At 72.2% G+C, this 14,939-nt stretch carries 11 protein-coding genes and 1 tRNA gene; 4 read left to right on the top strand and 8 right to left on the bottom strand.

Features of this window, described 5'->3' with window-relative positions:
- Window positions 1-82: 82 nt before the first annotated feature.
- Window positions 83-739: an ANTAR domain-containing response regulator gene (locus tag NQO67_RS25225; protein ID WP_255952530.1), complete on the bottom strand. Its 657-nt coding sequence runs from the start codon at window positions 737-739 to the stop codon at window positions 83-85.
- Between the two features lie 100 nt (window positions 740-839).
- Here NQO67_RS25225 and NQO67_RS25220 point away from each other — a divergent pair.
- Window positions 840-914 (top strand) — tRNA-Leu (locus tag NQO67_RS25220).
- A 90-nt stretch (window positions 915-1,004) separates the two neighbouring features.
- Here NQO67_RS25220 and pyk read toward each other — a convergent pair.
- Together pyk and NQO67_RS25210 are read right to left on the bottom strand one after the other, a co-directional pair.
- Window positions 1,005-2,441, bottom strand: coding sequence for a pyruvate kinase (gene pyk / locus NQO67_RS25215; protein ID WP_255952529.1), 1,437 nt, complete (start codon window positions 2,439-2,441; stop codon window positions 1,005-1,007).
- 237 nt (window positions 2,442-2,678) lie between these two features.
- The gene (locus tag NQO67_RS25210; RefSeq protein ID WP_374119105.1) at window positions 2,679-3,560 is read right to left on the bottom strand and encodes a sulfotransferase family protein; all 882 of its coding nucleotides are present in this window, start codon (window positions 3,558-3,560) and stop codon (window positions 2,679-2,681) included.
- 425 nt (window positions 3,561-3,985) lie between these two features.
- On the opposite strand from NQO67_RS25210, the gene NQO67_RS25205 reads away from it, so the two are divergent.
- The gene (locus NQO67_RS25205; protein ID WP_255952527.1) at window positions 3,986-5,821 is read left to right on the top strand and encodes a bifunctional metallophosphatase/5'-nucleotidase; all 1,836 of its coding nucleotides are present in this window, start codon (window positions 3,986-3,988) and stop codon (window positions 5,819-5,821) included.
- Between the two features lie 62 nt (window positions 5,822-5,883).
- On the opposite strand, the gene NQO67_RS25200 is transcribed toward NQO67_RS25205, so the two are convergent.
- Together NQO67_RS25200 and NQO67_RS25195 are read right to left on the bottom strand one after the other, a co-directional pair.
- Entirely contained in the window at window positions 5,884-7,404 is a 1,521-nt protein-coding gene (locus NQO67_RS25200; RefSeq protein ID WP_255952526.1) for a lysine N(6)-hydroxylase/L-ornithine N(5)-oxygenase family protein, read from the bottom strand.
- Window positions 7,401-8,861, bottom strand: coding sequence for a pyridoxal phosphate-dependent decarboxylase family protein (locus NQO67_RS25195; protein ID WP_255952524.1), 1,461 nt, complete (start codon window positions 8,859-8,861; stop codon window positions 7,401-7,403). Before NQO67_RS25195 ends, NQO67_RS25200 begins: the two co-directional genes overlap by 4 nt.
- Window positions 8,862-9,035: 174 nt before the next feature.
- On the opposite strand from NQO67_RS25195, the gene NQO67_RS25190 reads away from it, so the two are divergent.
- The gene (locus NQO67_RS25190; protein ID WP_255952523.1) at window positions 9,036-9,671 is read left to right on the top strand and encodes a GNAT family N-acetyltransferase; all 636 of its coding nucleotides are present in this window, start codon (window positions 9,036-9,038) and stop codon (window positions 9,669-9,671) included.
- Window positions 9,672-9,719: 48 nt separating this feature from the next.
- On the opposite strand, the gene pepN is transcribed toward NQO67_RS25190, so the two are convergent.
- The 3 genes from pepN to NQO67_RS25175 all read right to left on the bottom strand — a co-directional run bounded on the left by pepN (window position 9,720) and on the right by NQO67_RS25175 (window position 13,612).
- The gene (pepN, locus tag NQO67_RS25185; RefSeq protein WP_255952522.1) at window positions 9,720-12,254 is read right to left on the bottom strand and encodes an aminopeptidase N; all 2,535 of its coding nucleotides are present in this window, start codon (window positions 12,252-12,254) and stop codon (window positions 9,720-9,722) included.
- A 66-nt stretch (window positions 12,255-12,320) separates the two neighbouring features.
- On the bottom strand, window positions 12,321-13,199 hold the full coding sequence (locus NQO67_RS25180) for a GNAT family N-acetyltransferase (protein WP_255952521.1): 879 nt from the start codon (window positions 13,197-13,199) through the stop codon (window positions 12,321-12,323).
- Window positions 13,196-13,612 carry a chorismate mutase gene (locus NQO67_RS25175; RefSeq protein WP_255952520.1) on the bottom strand — a complete coding sequence of 139 codons (417 nt, stop codon included), beginning with the start codon at window positions 13,610-13,612 and terminating at the stop codon, window positions 13,196-13,198. The genes NQO67_RS25180 and NQO67_RS25175 overlap by 4 nt, the downstream gene beginning before the upstream one ends.
- A 241-nt stretch (window positions 13,613-13,853) precedes the next feature.
- On the opposite strand from NQO67_RS25175, the gene NQO67_RS25170 reads away from it, so the two are divergent.
- Complete coding sequence (locus NQO67_RS25170) at window positions 13,854-14,741, top strand: zinc-ribbon domain-containing protein (RefSeq protein ID WP_255952701.1); 888 nt, start codon at window positions 13,854-13,856, stop codon at window positions 14,739-14,741.
- Window positions 14,742-14,939: the final 198 nt, after the last annotated feature.

Below are 14,939 nucleotides of genomic sequence, written 5' to 3'. Positions count from 1 at the left end.
TGGTTGCTCGCGCCGTTCCCCGCGCCCCTTACGTGCGACGTACTTACCGTTGCCCGCCAAGGTGCCGGCTCGGCCAGGGGCTCTACTGCCCCTGGCCCTTGGCCTTCTTCTCGGCCGAGTCCTCGATGACCGCCTCGGCCACCTGTTGCATCGACATGCGGCGGTCCATCGACGTCTTCTGGATCCAGCGGAAGGCCGCGGGCTCCGACAGGCCGTACTCGGTCTGGAGGATCGACTTGGCGCGGTCCACCAGCTTCCGGGTCTCCAGGCGCTGGGTGAGGTCGGCGACCTCCTTCTCCAGCGCCTTCAGCTCGGTGAAGCGCGAGACTGCCATCTCGATGGCGGGCACCACGTCGCTCTTGCTGAACGGCTTGACCAGGTACGCCATGGCGCCCGCGTCACGGGCCCGCTCGACCAGGTCACGCTGGGAGAACGCGGTAAGCATCAGCACGGGGGCGATGGACTCCTCGGCGATCTTCTCGGCCGCCGAGATGCCGTCCAGCCTGGGCATCTTCACATCGAGGATCACCAGGTCGGGCCGGTGCTCGCGGGCCAGATCGACGGCCTGCTCACCGTCCCCCGCCTCGCCGACGACGGTGTAGCCCTCTTCCTCCAGCATCTCCTTGAGGTCGAGACGGATCAGCGCCTCGTCCTCCGCGATGACGACCCGGGTCGTCTGCGGAGGGACATGCGCCTTGTCGTCGGCAGCGTCGGGCTGAGGGGACTCGGGGGCGGTCACGTGGGCTCCTCGGTGCGGGGCAGGTTCCTGCTCGTAAGAGCCTACCGAGCTGCGGTAGGGTAGTGGGCCGAGGGGGGTGGCCACGCCCTTCCTTTCCAAGGCCCCAGTACTCCAATTGGTTAGAGAGGCCGCTCTCAAACAGCGGACAGTGTGGGTTCGAATCCCACCTGGGGCACTTCCCCTTACTTTCCACGACGCACTGTCGCGCAGGCCTCACACCACGGCCGCTGCCGGGCACCACGCCCCGCCAGCGGCCGTCGTCGTGCTAGCGCGGAGAGTCGTCCTCCCCGATGTGGTGGACCCGCACCAGGTTGGTCGAACCGGGCACGCCGGGCGGGGAGCCGGCCGTGATGATCACGATGTCGCCCTTGGCGCACCGTCCGATCTTCAGCAGCTCCTCGTCGACCTGCCGCACCATCGCGTCGGTGGAGTCCACGTGCGGTCCGAGGAAGGTCTCCACGCCCCACGTCAGATTGAGCTGGGCGCGGGTCGCCGGGTCCGGTGTGAAGGCGAGCAGCGGGATCGGCGAGCGGTAGCGGGACAGCCGCCGGACGGTGTCGCCGGACTGCGTGAAGGCCACCAGGAACTTCGCGCCGAGGAAGTCACCCATGTCGGCCGCGGCCCGCGCGACGGCGCCGCCCTGCGTACGGGGCTTGGTGCGCTCGTTGATCGGGGGCAGGCCCTTGGCGAGGATGTCCTCCTCCGCCGCGGTGACGATCTTGGACATCGTGCGGACCGTCTCGACCGGATACTTGCCGACGCTGGTCTCCCCGGAGAGCATCACCGCGTCGGTTCCGTCGATCACCGCGTTGGCCACGTCGGAGGCCTCGGCGCGGGTGGGCCGGGAATTGTCGATCATCGAGTCCAGCATCTGGGTGGCGACGATCACCGGCTTGGCGTTCCGCTTGGCCAGGGCGACGGCCCGCTTCTGGACCATCGGGACCTGCTCCAACGGCATCTCCACGCCCAGGTCGCCGCGGGCCACCATGATGCCGTCGAACGCCGCGACGATCTCCTCGATGTTCTCGACCGCCTGCGGCTTCTCCACCTTGGCGATGACGGGGACGCGGCGCCCCTCCTCGTCCATGATGCGGTGCACGTCGTCGATGTCGCGGCCGCTGCGTACGAAGGACAGGGCGATGACGTCGGCACCCGTGCGCAGCGCCCAGCGCAGGTCGTCCTGGTCCTTCTCGGAGAGCGCGGGGACGGACACCGCCACGCCCGGAAGGTTCAGGCCCTTGTGGTCGGAGACCATGCCGCCTTCGATCACCACCGTGCGCACCCGCGGGCCGTCCACGTCGGTCACCTCGAGGGTGACCTTGCCGTCGTCGACGAGAATGCGCTCACCTGCGGTGACGTCGGCCGCCAGGCCCTCGTAGGTGGTGCCGCAGCACTGCCGGTCGCCCTCGGCGTCCCGCTCCACCGTGATGGTGAAGCTGTCGCCGCGTTCAAGGAGTACAGGACCTTCGAGGAAACGACCGAGCCTGATCTTCGGGCCCTGAAGATCGGCGAGGAGCCCTATGCTGCGGCCGGTCTCCTCGGCGGCCTTGCGTACGCGCTGGTAGCGCTCCTCGTGTTCGGCATAGCTGCCGTGGCTGAGATTAAGGCGGGCCACGTCCATTCCAGCTTCGACGAGTGCCTTGATCTGCTCGTACGAGTCTGTTGCGGGTCCCAGAGTGCAGACGATCTTTGCTCGGCGCATGCGTCGAGCCTAGGGGCTACCGGTGGGTAAAGAATTGGCCGCACATGACTACCCAACAACCTTTGCATGAAAGGTTATTGACAAGTGTTGAATTGTGCGCCCCGTTGCTCTGATGAGCGAGAAATCCCCGGGAGCTCCGCCGCGGGCCGCACCGGGTGCCCGCGGACGCCCGTAGCCGAAGGCCGCGGGCCGCTCGGACCGTGGTAGGCGCGCACTCGCTCCCCCTTGCCGCGCGCGTCAGGCCGTGCGGTACCCCCAGGCTTCGGCGAGCTCGGTCAGCCGGACGGGCAGCCGCACCCCGGGATCGGCGCCGCGTGCGGAGTGGATCCGGCCGGACTTGATGTCGTCGCTCCAGTCGCCCAGCTGCGGCCGGAAGGCGCCGTGGTCCGTGCTGCCGTAGTCGAGCATGCCGGGCTCCCAGGGGACGCCGAGGTAGTCGCACAGGTCGCGGGTGGTCCGAGCGGGCTCCGCTGTCAGGTCCTCGTACCTGACCACATGGGCGTCGAGGGCCCGGCGTGCCTCCTCCAGCTTCTCGCTGTACTCCAGCACCTCGGCGCGGATCCCGGCCGGGTCGGGGTCGGCGCGGCGGTGGGTCAGGGAGGTGACGACGGCGCCGGGGTGGCGCAGCAGGACGATGTAGCGGGCGTGCGGCCAACATCGGTGCAGCCGGGGCCAGATCAGGGTGTTCGGCGGAGTCTTGTCGACGATGAGTTCCTTGCCGCTGCGGGTCAGCTCCAGGTGGAGCAGCCGGTCCCACAGCACATGCTCCAGCTCCTCCTTGTCCAGGGCCAGTTCCCGCATGGCCTCGGCGGTGAAGCCGCGCGAGAGGTGGACGTGCAGGGTGCGCAGGTGCATCTCGTGCGGTGCGCGGATCCGGCTGTGGCTGTTCAGCACCACGCGCAGCAGGGTGGACCCGGAACGCACGCAGGACAGCACGAAGACGGGCGACTCGACGAGCCGGGGGGCGCGCGGCGCGACATAGCCGGTGACGGGGTGATGGCCGTCGGCGTCCGGGTGTACGCGGCGGTCCGCGGCGCACGGGGCGGGCCGGCGGGGCGGGCGCACCGCCTGGGCCATCAGTCTGCCGCGGCGCTTGAGTCCCTTGCCGAGGGAGGACATCCGCTGCTTGTGCACGTCGACACCTCTTCTGTCGCTGTTGCCTGCCGGACGCCACCGTGGTCCGCCGCCGCCAGGGCGACCGGTGCAACCGGCTCGTTCGCCTCCCCCGGTCGCCATCCCAGGGGGACCAGGCGAACGCGAGGTGTCCGAGAGGCGACGACTCTGCGGTCCACCGATCCACAAACGCTATCCGACCTGCTACTTTGCAGTTTCCTTAAGAGTTCGTGGGAATACCGCGAACCGCTCGGGCCCCGTTCGAGACCGCCCGGCGGAAGGCGGTCCCGCGGGGCGCCATCCGCCCCCAGGGCAGGCCGGGTCGGCGGTGGGGAGCGCGCAGGGCTGGTCCCGTACGTGCCATGCGCGGCAGAATCTACGCGCGTTGGCGCATGCACATGCCACGCGCCCTGCCACCACGAGGAGACGAGATGCCGCTCGACCGAAGGACGTTCCTGGGCCGGTCCGCCGCGACGGGAGCCGCGGTCGCCCTGGCGGGCGCCGCCACCACACCCGCCGTCGCCGAGGAGCCGGCCGGCGGACCCGGCGGCGCCCGGCCGGCCAAGCGGTACTCGTTCACCGTCATGGGCACCACGGACCTGCACGGCAACGTCTACAACTGGGACTATTTCACCGACCGGGAATTCGACGACGCCGCCCACAATGACGTGGGCCTGGCGAAGATCTCCACGCTCGTCGAGCAGATCCGGGCGGACCGCGGGCGCGCCAACACCCTTTTGATCGACGCCGGTGACACCATTCAGGGCACCCAGCTGTCGTATTACTACGCACGGGTCGACCCGATCACCGCCGAGCACGGCCCGGTGCATCCGATGGCGCGGGCGATGAACACGATGGGATATCAGGCGGCGGCGCTCGGCAACCATGAATTCAACTACGGCATTCCGCTTCTGCGGAAATTCCAGGAGCAGTGCGAGTTCCCGCTGCTGGGTGCCAATGCGCTGGACGCGAAGACGCAGCGGCCGGCCTTTCCGCCGTACGTCATCAAGGAACTGCGCACCCCGCACGGACGGCCGGTGCGGGTGGGGATCCTGGGGCTCACCAATCCGGGCATCGCGATCTGGGACAAGGCGAACGTCTCCGGGAAGATGACGTTCCCCGGGCTGCCCGAGCAGGCCGCCATCTGGGTGCCGAAGCTGCGTTCGATGGGCGCGGACGTGGTGATCGTGTCCGCGCACTCGGGCGCGGACGGCACCTCGTCGTACGGGGACCAACTGCCGTACGTGGAGAACGCGGCCACCCTGGTGGCGGAGCAGGTGCCGGGGGTCGACGCGGTCCTGGTGGGCCATGCGCACGTCGAGATCCCCGAGCGGCTGGTGACGAACGAGCAGACCGGACAGCAGGTCGTGCTCTCCGAACCGCTGAAGTGGGGGCAGCGGCTGACGCTGTTCGACTTCGACCTGGTGTGGTCCAGGGGCCGTTGGACCGTGGAGCGCGTGGGGGCCAGCGTCCTCAACTCGAACACGGCGGCCGAGGACCCGAAGATCACCGGGCTGCTGGCCGCGGAGCACCAGAAGGTCGTCGCCTACGTCAACCAGGTCATCGGCACCTCGAAGGTGGCGATGGACACCGCCGAGGGCCCGTACAAGGACGTTCCGCTCATCGACCTGATCAACCAGGTGCAGACGGACACGGTACGGGCGGCACTGGCCGGCGGCCAGTATGCGGACCTGCCGGTGCTGTCGCAGGCGTCGTGCTTCTCCCGCACCGCGAAGGTCGCGGCCGGGGACGTGACCATCAAGGACGCGGCGGGGCTCTACCCGTTCGACAACACGCTGGAGGCCCGGCTGATCACCGGCGCACAGGTGCGCGCCTACCTGGAGTACTCGGCGAAGTACTACGTGCAGACCGCACCCGACGCACCGGTGGACCCGGCGAAGCTGACGAACGCGGAGGACACCCCGGACTACAACTACGACGTCGTCTCGGGCCTGACCTACACCATCGACATCGCACAGCCGACCGGTTCCCGGATCAAGGACCTCCAGTTCCAGGGCAAGCCGCTGGACGACGGCACGCAGTTCGTCCTCGCGGTGAACAACTACCGCGCCGGAGGCGGCGGCAACTTCCCGCACGTGCCGAACGCCCAGCAGGTGTGGGCGAACTCCGACGAGATCCGGAACACCATGATCGCCTGGGTGCAGGCCAAGGGCGCGCTGGACCCGGCGGACTTCTTCACCCTGGACTGGCAGCTCACGCGGGACGGTGTGCCGGTCTTCGACGACGCGGAGACGGCCGGCCGGTAGGGGCGTCGGCCCTGCCTTCCCCCGCCGTGCCGGCCCGACGGCGCACGGCGGGGGAAGCCGCTTCAGGGGCGGGTGGGTCCTTCGGCGGGCAGGCCGAAGGTGGTGAAGGCGGTGCGGGGCGGCTGGGGGTACGGGTTCTTGCCGGTGAGGTCGTTGAGGATGCCGGCGCTGCGCCAGGCCGCCAGGCCCAGGTCGGGGGCGCCGACGCCGTGCGTGTGCCGCTCGGCGTTCTGCACGTAGACGTGGCACCCGGGGTGCGTACGGGTCGGATCGAGCACGAGGCGGTGGTGCGCGTCCACGAGCGGGCGCCCGGCGCCGTCCCTGCGCAGCAGCGCCGTGAGGGGGGCGAGCAGACCGTCCAGGGGGCGCTCGCGGTAGCCGGTGGCGAGCACCACGGCGTGGGTGGTGAGACGGGTGCGGGTGCCCTGCTGGGTGTGCTCCAGGTGGAGTTCGACGGTGTCGTGCGCCGTGCGCCCGGCGGCGTGCACCCGTACGCCCGGGGTGAGGACCGCGTCGGGCCAGCCGCCGTGCAGGGTGCGCTGGTAGAGCTCGTCGTGGATGGCGGCGATGGTGTCGGCGTCGATGCCCTTGTGCAGCTGCCACTGGCGCGCCACCAGGTCCTCGCGGGTGCGCTCGGGCAGCGCGTGGAAGTAGTGGGTGTAGTCGGGCGTGAACTGCTCCAGGCCCAGTTTCGAGTACTCCATCGGCGCGAAGGCCTCGGTGCGGGCCAGCCAGTGCAGCCGTTCGGCGCCCGCGGGACGGTGCCGGAGCAGGTCGAGGAAGACCTCGGCGCCGGACTGGCCGGAGCCGACGACGGTGATGTGCTCGGCGGCGAGGATGCGAGCACGGTGCTCCAGGTAGTCCGCGGAGTGCAGCACCGGGGCACCGGTGTCGCCGGTCAGCAGCGGTGCCAGTGCCGCGGGCACATCGGGGGTGGTGCCGATGCCCAGGACGACGTTCCGGGCGTGGACGGCACCGCGCGCACCCGCCGCACCGGCGCCGCCGAGCCGGGTGAGGTCCAGGCGGAACAGAGCACGTTCGGCGTCCCAGCCGATGGTGTCGACCCGGTGGCCGAAGTGCAGCCCGGGGACGCGCTCGCTCACCCAGCGGCAGTAGGCGTCGTACTCGGCCCGACGGATGTGGAACCGCTCGGCGAAGTAGAACGGGTACAGCCGGTCGATGCTGCGCAGATAGGCCAGGAACGACCACGGGCTGGCCGGGTCGGCGAGCGTCACCAGGTCGGCGAGGAACGGCACTTGGAGGGTGGCGCCGTCGATGAGCAGCCCCGGGTGCCAGCGGAAGGCGGGCCGCTGCTCGTAGAAGGCGGCGTCGAGGGCGCTGAGGGGATGGGCGAGGGCGGCCAGCGAGAGGTTGAAGGGCCCGATGCCGACGCCGACCAGGTCCCGGGGGGCGGTGTCGTCGGAGGCGGCACAGGCGCTTGGCGCGACGGCGCGTGAGGCGGACGCGCGGGGGGCCGAGGCGCGGGAGAAGGGCGCGCCGGGGCCGCGGGGTGCCGGGGCCCGGGAGGCGGGGGGCTGGTGGCCCGCGGGGGGACGGTGGGCCGCCGGGGTCGTCGCGCTCATCGTGGGTGAGGTCCTTCCACCAGTTTCAGCAGGGCGGCGAAGTCGTCGGTGCCGGTGTGGGGGTTGAGCAGGGTGGCCTTGAGCCAGAGCCGCCCGCCGAGCCGGGCACGGCCGATGACGGCGCGGCCCTCGGTGAGCAGCCGGCGCCGTACCGCGGCGACCTGGTGGTCGTCGGCGTCGACGGGCCGGAAGAGGACGGTGCTGATGACGGGCGGGCCGTGCAGTTCCAGGCCGGGGTGGTCGACGACCATCGCGGCCAGCTCGCGGGCCTGGTCGCAGACGGCCTCGGTGAGCGCGCCGAGCCCGCTGCGGCCGAGCGCCCGCACGGTGACGGCGATCTTCAGGATGTCGGGGCGTCGGGTGGTCCTGAGGGATCGTCCGAGGAGGTCGGGCAGGCCGGCTTCGGTGTCGTCGTCCGCGTTCAGGTAGTCGGCGCGGTGGTCGAGCACGGCGAGGTCGCCCGCCGCACGCACCGCGAGCAGACCGGCCGCGACCGGCTGCCAGCCGAGTTTGTGCAGGTCGAGGGTGACCGTGTGGGCCCGGTCGAGCCCGGCGAGCAACGGCCGCAGGCGCTCGCTGAACAGCAGCGCGCCCCCGTAGGCGGCGTCGACGTGCAGCCGGGCGCCCGCGGCGGCACAGATCTCCGCGATCCTCGGCAGCGGGTCGACCAGCCCGGCGTCCGTGGTGCCCGCGGTGGCGGCCACCAGCACGGGGTACCCGGTGGTGCCCAGGTGCCCGCCGCCGCGTACCCGCAGCTCCTCGGCCAACGCGACCGGATCGAGGACTCCGGCGGGCGCCGGCACGATGACCGGCGCGGGGAGCCCCAGCAGCCAGGCCGCACGGTGCAGGGAGTGATGGGCGTTCGCACCGCACACCAGCTGGACGGGACCGGTCAGCTCCCGCGCCAGCAGCAGCGCCAGCTGGTTCGCCTCCGTGCCGCCGGTGGTGACCAGGGCGTCGGGTGCGGGGGCCTCGGGGGCGCCGGTGACCGGGTCGCCGAGGTGCGTGCCGGACGTGGCGGCGCCGGGCCGGGCCGGATAGATCTCGGCGGCGAGGGCCCGGGTGAGCAGGGCCTCCAGTTCGGAGGCGGCCGGGGCCTGGTCCCACGAGTCCATGGAGGGGTTGAGCACGGACGCGGCGAGGTCGGCGGCGGCGGCCACGGCCAGCGGTGGGCAGTGCAGATGGGCGGCGCACAGCGGGTCCGCGGGGTCGGCCGCGCCCTCGGCCAGCAGACGGACCAGGTCACGCAGGGCGGCGTCGGCTCCGGCGCCGTGCCGGGGCAACGGTACGGCGACGGTCTCGCGCACCCGTGCGGCGACGGCTTCGGGTCCGCCCTCCGGCAGCGGGCCGCCACGGATGACGGCGCCTTCGTGCAGCGCGTCAAGCACGGTGGCGAGCAACGGGCGGAGGGCCGCGGGGCCTTGGGCGCCCGAGGCAAGGGGCTGCGGGGGGCTCATCAGGGCGTCCTTCGGTGCGGGTGTTTCGGGATGTCCAGCGTGACCCGCCGCCCCGGCCGTCCGGCCCAGAACGGGACAACCCTGCCCGAAAGAGGGACGATCGTTCCGCGGAACGAGCCCTCGTGTGGTAACAAACAGTGGCGTGCCGCACGGGACCGGCCTACCGTCCCTCGGATGACGCACGAAGACAGGACCGGGACGGGGCACGGAGGCAGGGCCGCCGGCGCGGCCGAGGACGCCGGGGGCCACCAGGGCGCAGCGCCCCGCGACCCCGCCGGGCGACCGCCCCACCTCGTGGTGCGCGATGCCGAACCCGCCGACGAGCCCGCCGTCCTCGCCCTGTTCGAGGCCTGCGGGGACTGGTTCACGGCGGCGACCGGGCTGCCGTCCGGGCCGGGCGACCTACAGAGCCTCTTCTACGCGCTGCCCGAGGGCGCGGACCCGGACGGCAAGCGGATCCTGCTCGCCGAGGCCGGCGGTGCCGTGGTCGGCGTGGTCGACGTGGTGCTGCACCATCCACGGCCCGACACCGCAGCGGTGGGCCTGTTCCTGGTGGCGCCGGAGGCCCGCCGCACCGGCCTGGGCACCCGGCTCGCCGGCCTGCTGCTGGAGCGCGCCGCGGACGAGGGGATCCGACGGGTGACGGCGACCGTCCCCGTGGGCCAGCCGGCGGGCGAGGCGTTCGTGACCGCGCTGGGCGGCACGCTCAGCGCGGCGGCGCCGGTGCCTGCCGAGGTGGGCAACCGGCGGGCAGGCCCCCGGGAGACGGGTGCCGTGCACCGGGTCGAGGTGCGGGTGGCCGGCCGGTAGCACACCGGCCGGCGCCCCTCCCCCACGCACCCTCACGCACGGGGGACCTCAGGCCCCCCGGACCCGCAACGCCCGCGCCAGGTCGTCCAGCTGGTCGGCGAGATGGCGGCGGAGGGCCGGCACGGGGTCGGACTCGGTGAGGCACCGCTCGCCGAGGCGGAGGGTCTCGGCGTCGATGGCGTACACCGGGAAGGCGGAACGTGCCGCCGCCTCGGCGATGGCGGGCCCGCGCCGGACACCGAGGGCGACCACGTCGGGGAAGTACCGGGCGACGTACTCCTGGAGCAGTTCCTGCTGTTCGGCCTGCCAGAAGCCGACCGCGGTGGCGATGAACAGGTAGTTGGACAGCTCGTCGTCGTGGAACATGCTGTCCCAGGCGTGGCGCTTGGCCGCGGCGTCCGGCAGGGCGGCGCGGCAGCGGGCGGCGCCCTCCTGGCCGGTGGCACTGGGGTCGCGCCGCAGCTCGTCCGCGATGGTCGACTCGTCGACGGCGTCCAGCACGGCGAGCCGGGTGAGGATCTGCCAGCGCAGTTCCGGGTCCAGCTCGGGCCCGCCGGGGACGGTGCCGTCCGCGAACCAGGCGCTGATGGTGTCCGGGTGCGCCGCGGCGGCGATGAGGTGCCGTACCGCGGTCAGCCGCAGCCCCGGGTTCTCGCCGCCCTCGGTGCGCCGGAGCAGATCGCGGCTGAGCTCGGTGAGGGTGGCCAGTCCGGCGGCGCGCGCGTCGCCGGCCAGGTAGCGGCCGGTGACCTGGCGCGCCGCGAACGCCAGGACGCCCTGCACGATGGCGAGGTCGCTCTCGCGCGGCAGGTGGCTGCGGGCGGCGTCCAGGTAGGCGGTGGGGGCGAGTTCACCGTCGCGGACCATGTCGCGGGCGGCGTTCCAGACGACCGCACGGCTCAGCGGGTCGGGCAGCGAGGACAGGGCGTCCACCGCGGTGTCCCAGGACTGCGCGTCGAGCCGGACCTTGGCGTAGCTGAGGTCCTGGTCGTTGAGGAGGACGAGGGCGGGGCGCGCGCCGTCGCCGGTGATGCGGGCCTGGCCGCCCTCGGCGGGGAAGTCGTGCTCGATGCGGTCGCGCAGCACGAGCCGGGCGGGCTCGTCCCGTGCGGTCCGTTCGCCGGCGGAGCGGTCGTACAGGCCGATGGAGAGCCGGTGCGGACGCTCCCCCGCGTGCCCGACGTCCAGCGTCCAGCGGCCGTCGGTGCCGGTCAGGGTGGGGGTGAAGGTGTCGACGCCGGTGGTGCCCAGCCAGGCCGCGGCCCAGGCGTGCATGTCGCGGTCGGTGTGGTGGGCGAGCGAGTCGATGAAGTCGTGGAGGGTGGCGTTGGCGAACCGGTGCCGGGCGAAGTGGGTGTTGATGCCGGCGAGGAAGTCCTTCTCACCGAGCCAGGTGACGAGCTGGCGCAGCGCGGAAGCGCCCTTGGCGTAGGAGATGCCGTCGAAGTTGAGCAGGGCGTCGGCGGTGTTGTCGATCCCCTCCGGGGCGACGGGGTGGGTGGAGGGGCGCTGGTCGGCCTCGTAGCCCCAGGCCTTGCGGGTGACGCCGAAGTCCACCCAGGTGCCGGTGAAGCGGGTCGCTTCGACGAGGGTCTGGTAGCCCATGTACTCGGCGAAGGACTCGTTCAGCCAGATGTCGTCCCACCACTTGAGGGTGACGAGGTCGCCGAACCACATGTGGGCCATCTCGTGGGCGATGACCATGGCCCGGGTCTGCCGCTCGGTGTCGGTGACGGCGGAGCGGTAGACGAACTCGTCGCGGAAGGTGACCAGGCCCGGGTTCTCCATCGCCCCGTAGTTGAACTCGGGGACGAACGCCTGGTCGTAGGAGTCGAAGGGGTAGGGCTCCTCGAACTTCTCGTGGTACCGGTCGAAGCAGGCCTTGGTGATCTCGAACAGCTCGTCGGCGTCGGTGTCGAGGTGGACCGCGAGGGAGCGGCGACAGTGCAGGCCGAAGGGCAGGCCGCCGTGCTCGGTGCGCACCGAGTGCCAGGGCCCGGCGGCGACCGCGACCAGGTAGGTGGAGATCGGCGGGGTGGGCGCCGCCTTCCAACGGCCGTCGCCGAGGTGCTGGGTGACCCCGTTGGCCAGGACGGTCCAGCCGTCGGGGGCGGTCACGGAGACCTCGAAGACGGCCTTCAGGTCGGGCTGGTCGAAGGCCGCGAAGATGCGTTGCACGTCCTCCATGAACAGCTGCGTGTACGCGTACACCTCGCCGTCGGTGGGGTCGGTGAAGCGGTGCATGCCCTCACCGGTGCGCGAGTAGCGCATCGCGGCGTCGACGCACACTTCGTGCGGCCCCGGGGCCAGGCCGGTCAGCGGCAGCCGGTTCTCGTCGAGCAGGGCCACGTCGAGAGGCTCCCCGTCCAGGGTGACGGAGCGCAGTTCGGCGGGTTTCACCTCCACGAACGTGTCTGAAGCGGACTGCGCGCCCTCCGCGCGAACGGTGAACCGGATGGTGGTGCGGGAGTCGAAGGTCTCCTCGCCACGGGTGAGATCGAGCTCGATCGTGTACCGCTGGACTTCGAGGAGTTGGGCGCGGGTCTGCGCTTCGTTGCGCGTCAGTACGGACATGGGGCACATGCTGCCCGATGGTGCCCGGACGGCGCAGGGCAGGTGCACGCGCAGGGCCGCCCGGGCGTGCGCAGGTCAGCCCAGTTCGAGGGTGGTGACGGCGAAGACGCGCTCCTCGGCCGTCGCACGTACCGGTCCGGTGTACATCCGGGCGGTCTCGAAGGACGGGACGAGGCCGCGCTCCTCGGCCAGCGCGACGGCCGCCGGGTTGGACTCGGGCACGTCGAGGGCGACCGGGGTGCGGCCGGTGCCGGCGGTCAGCGCGTCGAACAGGGCGCGGGCGTCGTCGGGGGTGTCGGCGAACAGCGGACCTATCCGGTAGCTGCTGCGGGCCGGCCTGATGACGCCGTACCCCGTCACCCGGTCGCCCGCGACACGGGCCAGCGCGCGGTGCCCCGGCGCTGTGAGCCAGGCGGCCAGGAAACGGGGCCGGTCGGCGGGGTGGCAGGCGCTGTCGTAGGCCGCGACCGCCTCGGCGGGCAGCGAGCCGGCGGGCACGATGCCCTCGGGCTGCGGGACGTAGCCGGGGGCGACGCCCACGTAACGGTGGTTGCGGTGCGCGAGGACGAAGCCGGAACTCCGGTAGTTGTGCTGCTGGGAGACCACGCCGTCCAGGCCGACGGTGCGGCCGGCCGCACCGGCCAGCGCGGTGCGCCAGGTGGCGAGGCCGTAGCCGTGGCCGCGCAGGTCGGCACGGACCAGGTAGAAGCCGAGGAAGGCGTACCCGGCGTCGTAGCGGACCACGGAGACGGCGGAGACCGGCTCACCGTCCAGCCGGCCCAGGTGGAAGCCGTCCGGGTCCTGGGCGAAGAACGGGCCGAGGTCCGAAAGACCCGGGTCCCAGCCTTCGTCGGCCGCCCAGGCGCTGACCGGCGCCCAGTCGTCGAGGGTGGCGCGGGTGACGGTGAAGCGGGGGTCGTCCGGGGCCACGGGGGACGGCTCGGCTCCGGTCATCGGCCGTCCTGCTGCGGCTGGGCGGTGTCCGCGATGCGCTCGTGGTGCCTGATCACCTCGGCGATGATGAAGTTCAGCAGCTTCTCGGCGAACGCCGGGTCGAGCTTGGCGTCCTCGGCGAGCGCGCGCAGCCGGGTGATCTGCTGGGACTCGCGGGCCGGGTCGGCCGGCGGCAGCCGGTGGGCGGCCTTGAGGTGGCCGACCCGCTGGGTGCACTTGAAGCGTTCGGCGAGCATGTGGACGACGGCGGCGTCGATGTTGTCGATGCTGTCCCGCAGCCGGGTCAGCTCGGCGCGTACCTCGGGGTCGACGGCGGCACCGGACGCCGCCGGGTCCTCCTCGTGCTGGGCCCGGCCGGTGTCGGGGCCGGACCCGGGGATCGGCTCGGCGTCGTGCGCGTTGCTGGTCGTCATGGGTGCAAACCCTAGTCCGTGGCGGCACACGGACCGGAATCACCGGTGCCGTATCCCCGGGTCGGTCGCTGTCGGCCCCGCTACCCGACGTGCCCGGCCGGGCACCTTACGCCCCCGGGCCGCGCACCCCGGCCGGAAAAGCAGGTCAGCCGGGGCGGCCGGCACGGATGCCGCGGGGGCCGACCTGAGTAAGGTGGAGGCGGCGCGGTGGCACGGCCCGATGACCGACAGGGGGTGCGGCATGGCGGACGGCGGACCGGTGGAGCACGGCTTTCCGCACCTGGACACGGTGCGTTCCGCCCTGACCGCGCTGTACCGGCGCCTCTCGTACGACACCGTGCACGCCTTCGCCACCAGCGTGGTCCCCGCCGACGTGGCCTTCAGCGACCAGGACGACCTGCACCTCGGGGTGCAACGGGTGGCGCGCGAACTGGTGCGGCACTTCCGGCTGCCGGACGCCCGGGTGATCGTCAGCTTCCGCGAGATGACGCACGCGGCCAACGTGGAGCTGGCCGCGGGCCCGGAGTACTTCATCGAGCTCAACGATCGCTTCCGCACCCACCGCCGCGACATCGGCGCCGCACTCGCACACGAGGTGATGCACGTCTACCTGCACCGCCTCGACCTGACCTGCCCCGACACCTGGGACAACGAGGTGCTCACCGACACCGCCACCACCTACCTGGGCGCAGGGTGGCTGCTGCTGGACGCGTTCCGCGAGGACGACGTCTCGTCGCAGAAGCTGGGCTACCTCACCCCGGAGGAGTTCGGCTACGTGCTGGCCAAGCGGGCCGACGCCTTCGGCGAGGACCCCTCCATCTGGTTCACCAGCCCGCAGGCCTACACCGCGTACACCAAGGGTCGGGCGATGGCCCAGCGCGACGCGCAGCAGCCGCCGCTGACCGCCGCCGGGTGGGCCGGCCGCCGGCGCTACGCGAAGGACCGGCGCTACTCCCAGGAGCACGGCACGCCGTACCCGCCGAGCGGTCCGTACATCTTCGACGGCCGCTCACCGCTGCGGGTGTCGTTCACCTGCCCCACCTGCCAGCAGCGGATCCGCATCCCGGTGCGCGGCCGGGTACGCGCACGGTGTGGGCTGTGTCGCACGGTCCTGGAGTGCGACACCTGACCGACCGGCGCGCGGCAGCCTGACACCCTCGAACCCTGACGCCAGGGACCGGCGCACGGGCAGTGCTCATGCGCCGCTTAAGCGGACCGGGGGACTCCGCCACGGGACGCGGTCGCTTACGATGGCTCCATGTCCGCACCCGCCCGCCTTCTGTGCCTCGCGTTGTTCGCGAGTTCGGCATGGTGCGTCGACGACGGT

The organism is Streptomyces odontomachi (assembly GCF_024435355.1).
Taxonomy (GTDB): Bacteria; Actinomycetota; Actinomycetes; order Streptomycetales; family Streptomycetaceae; genus Streptomyces; species Streptomyces odontomachi.
Note: the sequence above shows the minus strand (reverse complement) of the source record. Positions and strands in the feature narration are given on the sequence as shown.

What these genes read in the sequence shown, in the direction of transcription:
- NQO67_RS25200 (WP_255952526.1), bottom strand. Translation starts at nt 7,404, where the DNA reads ATGAGCGCGACGACCCCGGCGGCCCACCGTCCCCCCGCGGGCCACCAG.
- NQO67_RS25180 (WP_255952521.1), bottom strand. Translation starts at nt 13,199, where the DNA reads ATGACCGGAGCCGAGCCGTCCCCCGTGGCCCCGGACGACCCCCGCTTC.
- pepN (WP_255952522.1), bottom strand. Translation starts at nt 12,254, where the DNA reads ATGTGCCCCATGTCCGTACTGACGCGCAACGAAGCGCAGACCCGCGCC.
- NQO67_RS25205 (WP_255952527.1), top strand. Translation starts at nt 3,986, where the DNA reads ATGCCGCTCGACCGAAGGACGTTCCTGGGCCGGTCCGCCGCGACGGGA.
- pyk (WP_255952529.1), bottom strand. Translation starts at nt 2,441, where the DNA reads ATGCGCCGAGCAAAGATCGTCTGCACTCTGGGACCCGCAACAGACTCG.
- NQO67_RS25195 (WP_255952524.1), bottom strand. Translation starts at nt 8,861, where the DNA reads ATGAGCCCCCCGCAGCCCCTTGCCTCGGGCGCCCAAGGCCCCGCGGCC.
- NQO67_RS25170 (WP_255952701.1), top strand. Translation starts at nt 13,854, where the DNA reads ATGGCGGACGGCGGACCGGTGGAGCACGGCTTTCCGCACCTGGACACG.
- NQO67_RS25175 (WP_255952520.1), bottom strand. Translation starts at nt 13,612, where the DNA reads ATGACGACCAGCAACGCGCACGACGCCGAGCCGATCCCCGGGTCCGGC.
- NQO67_RS25210 (WP_374119105.1), bottom strand. Translation starts at nt 3,560, where the DNA reads ATGTCCTCCCTCGGCAAGGGACTCAAGCGCCGCGGCAGACTGATGGCC.
- NQO67_RS25190 (WP_255952523.1), top strand. Translation starts at nt 9,036, where the DNA reads ATGACGCACGAAGACAGGACCGGGACGGGGCACGGAGGCAGGGCCGCC.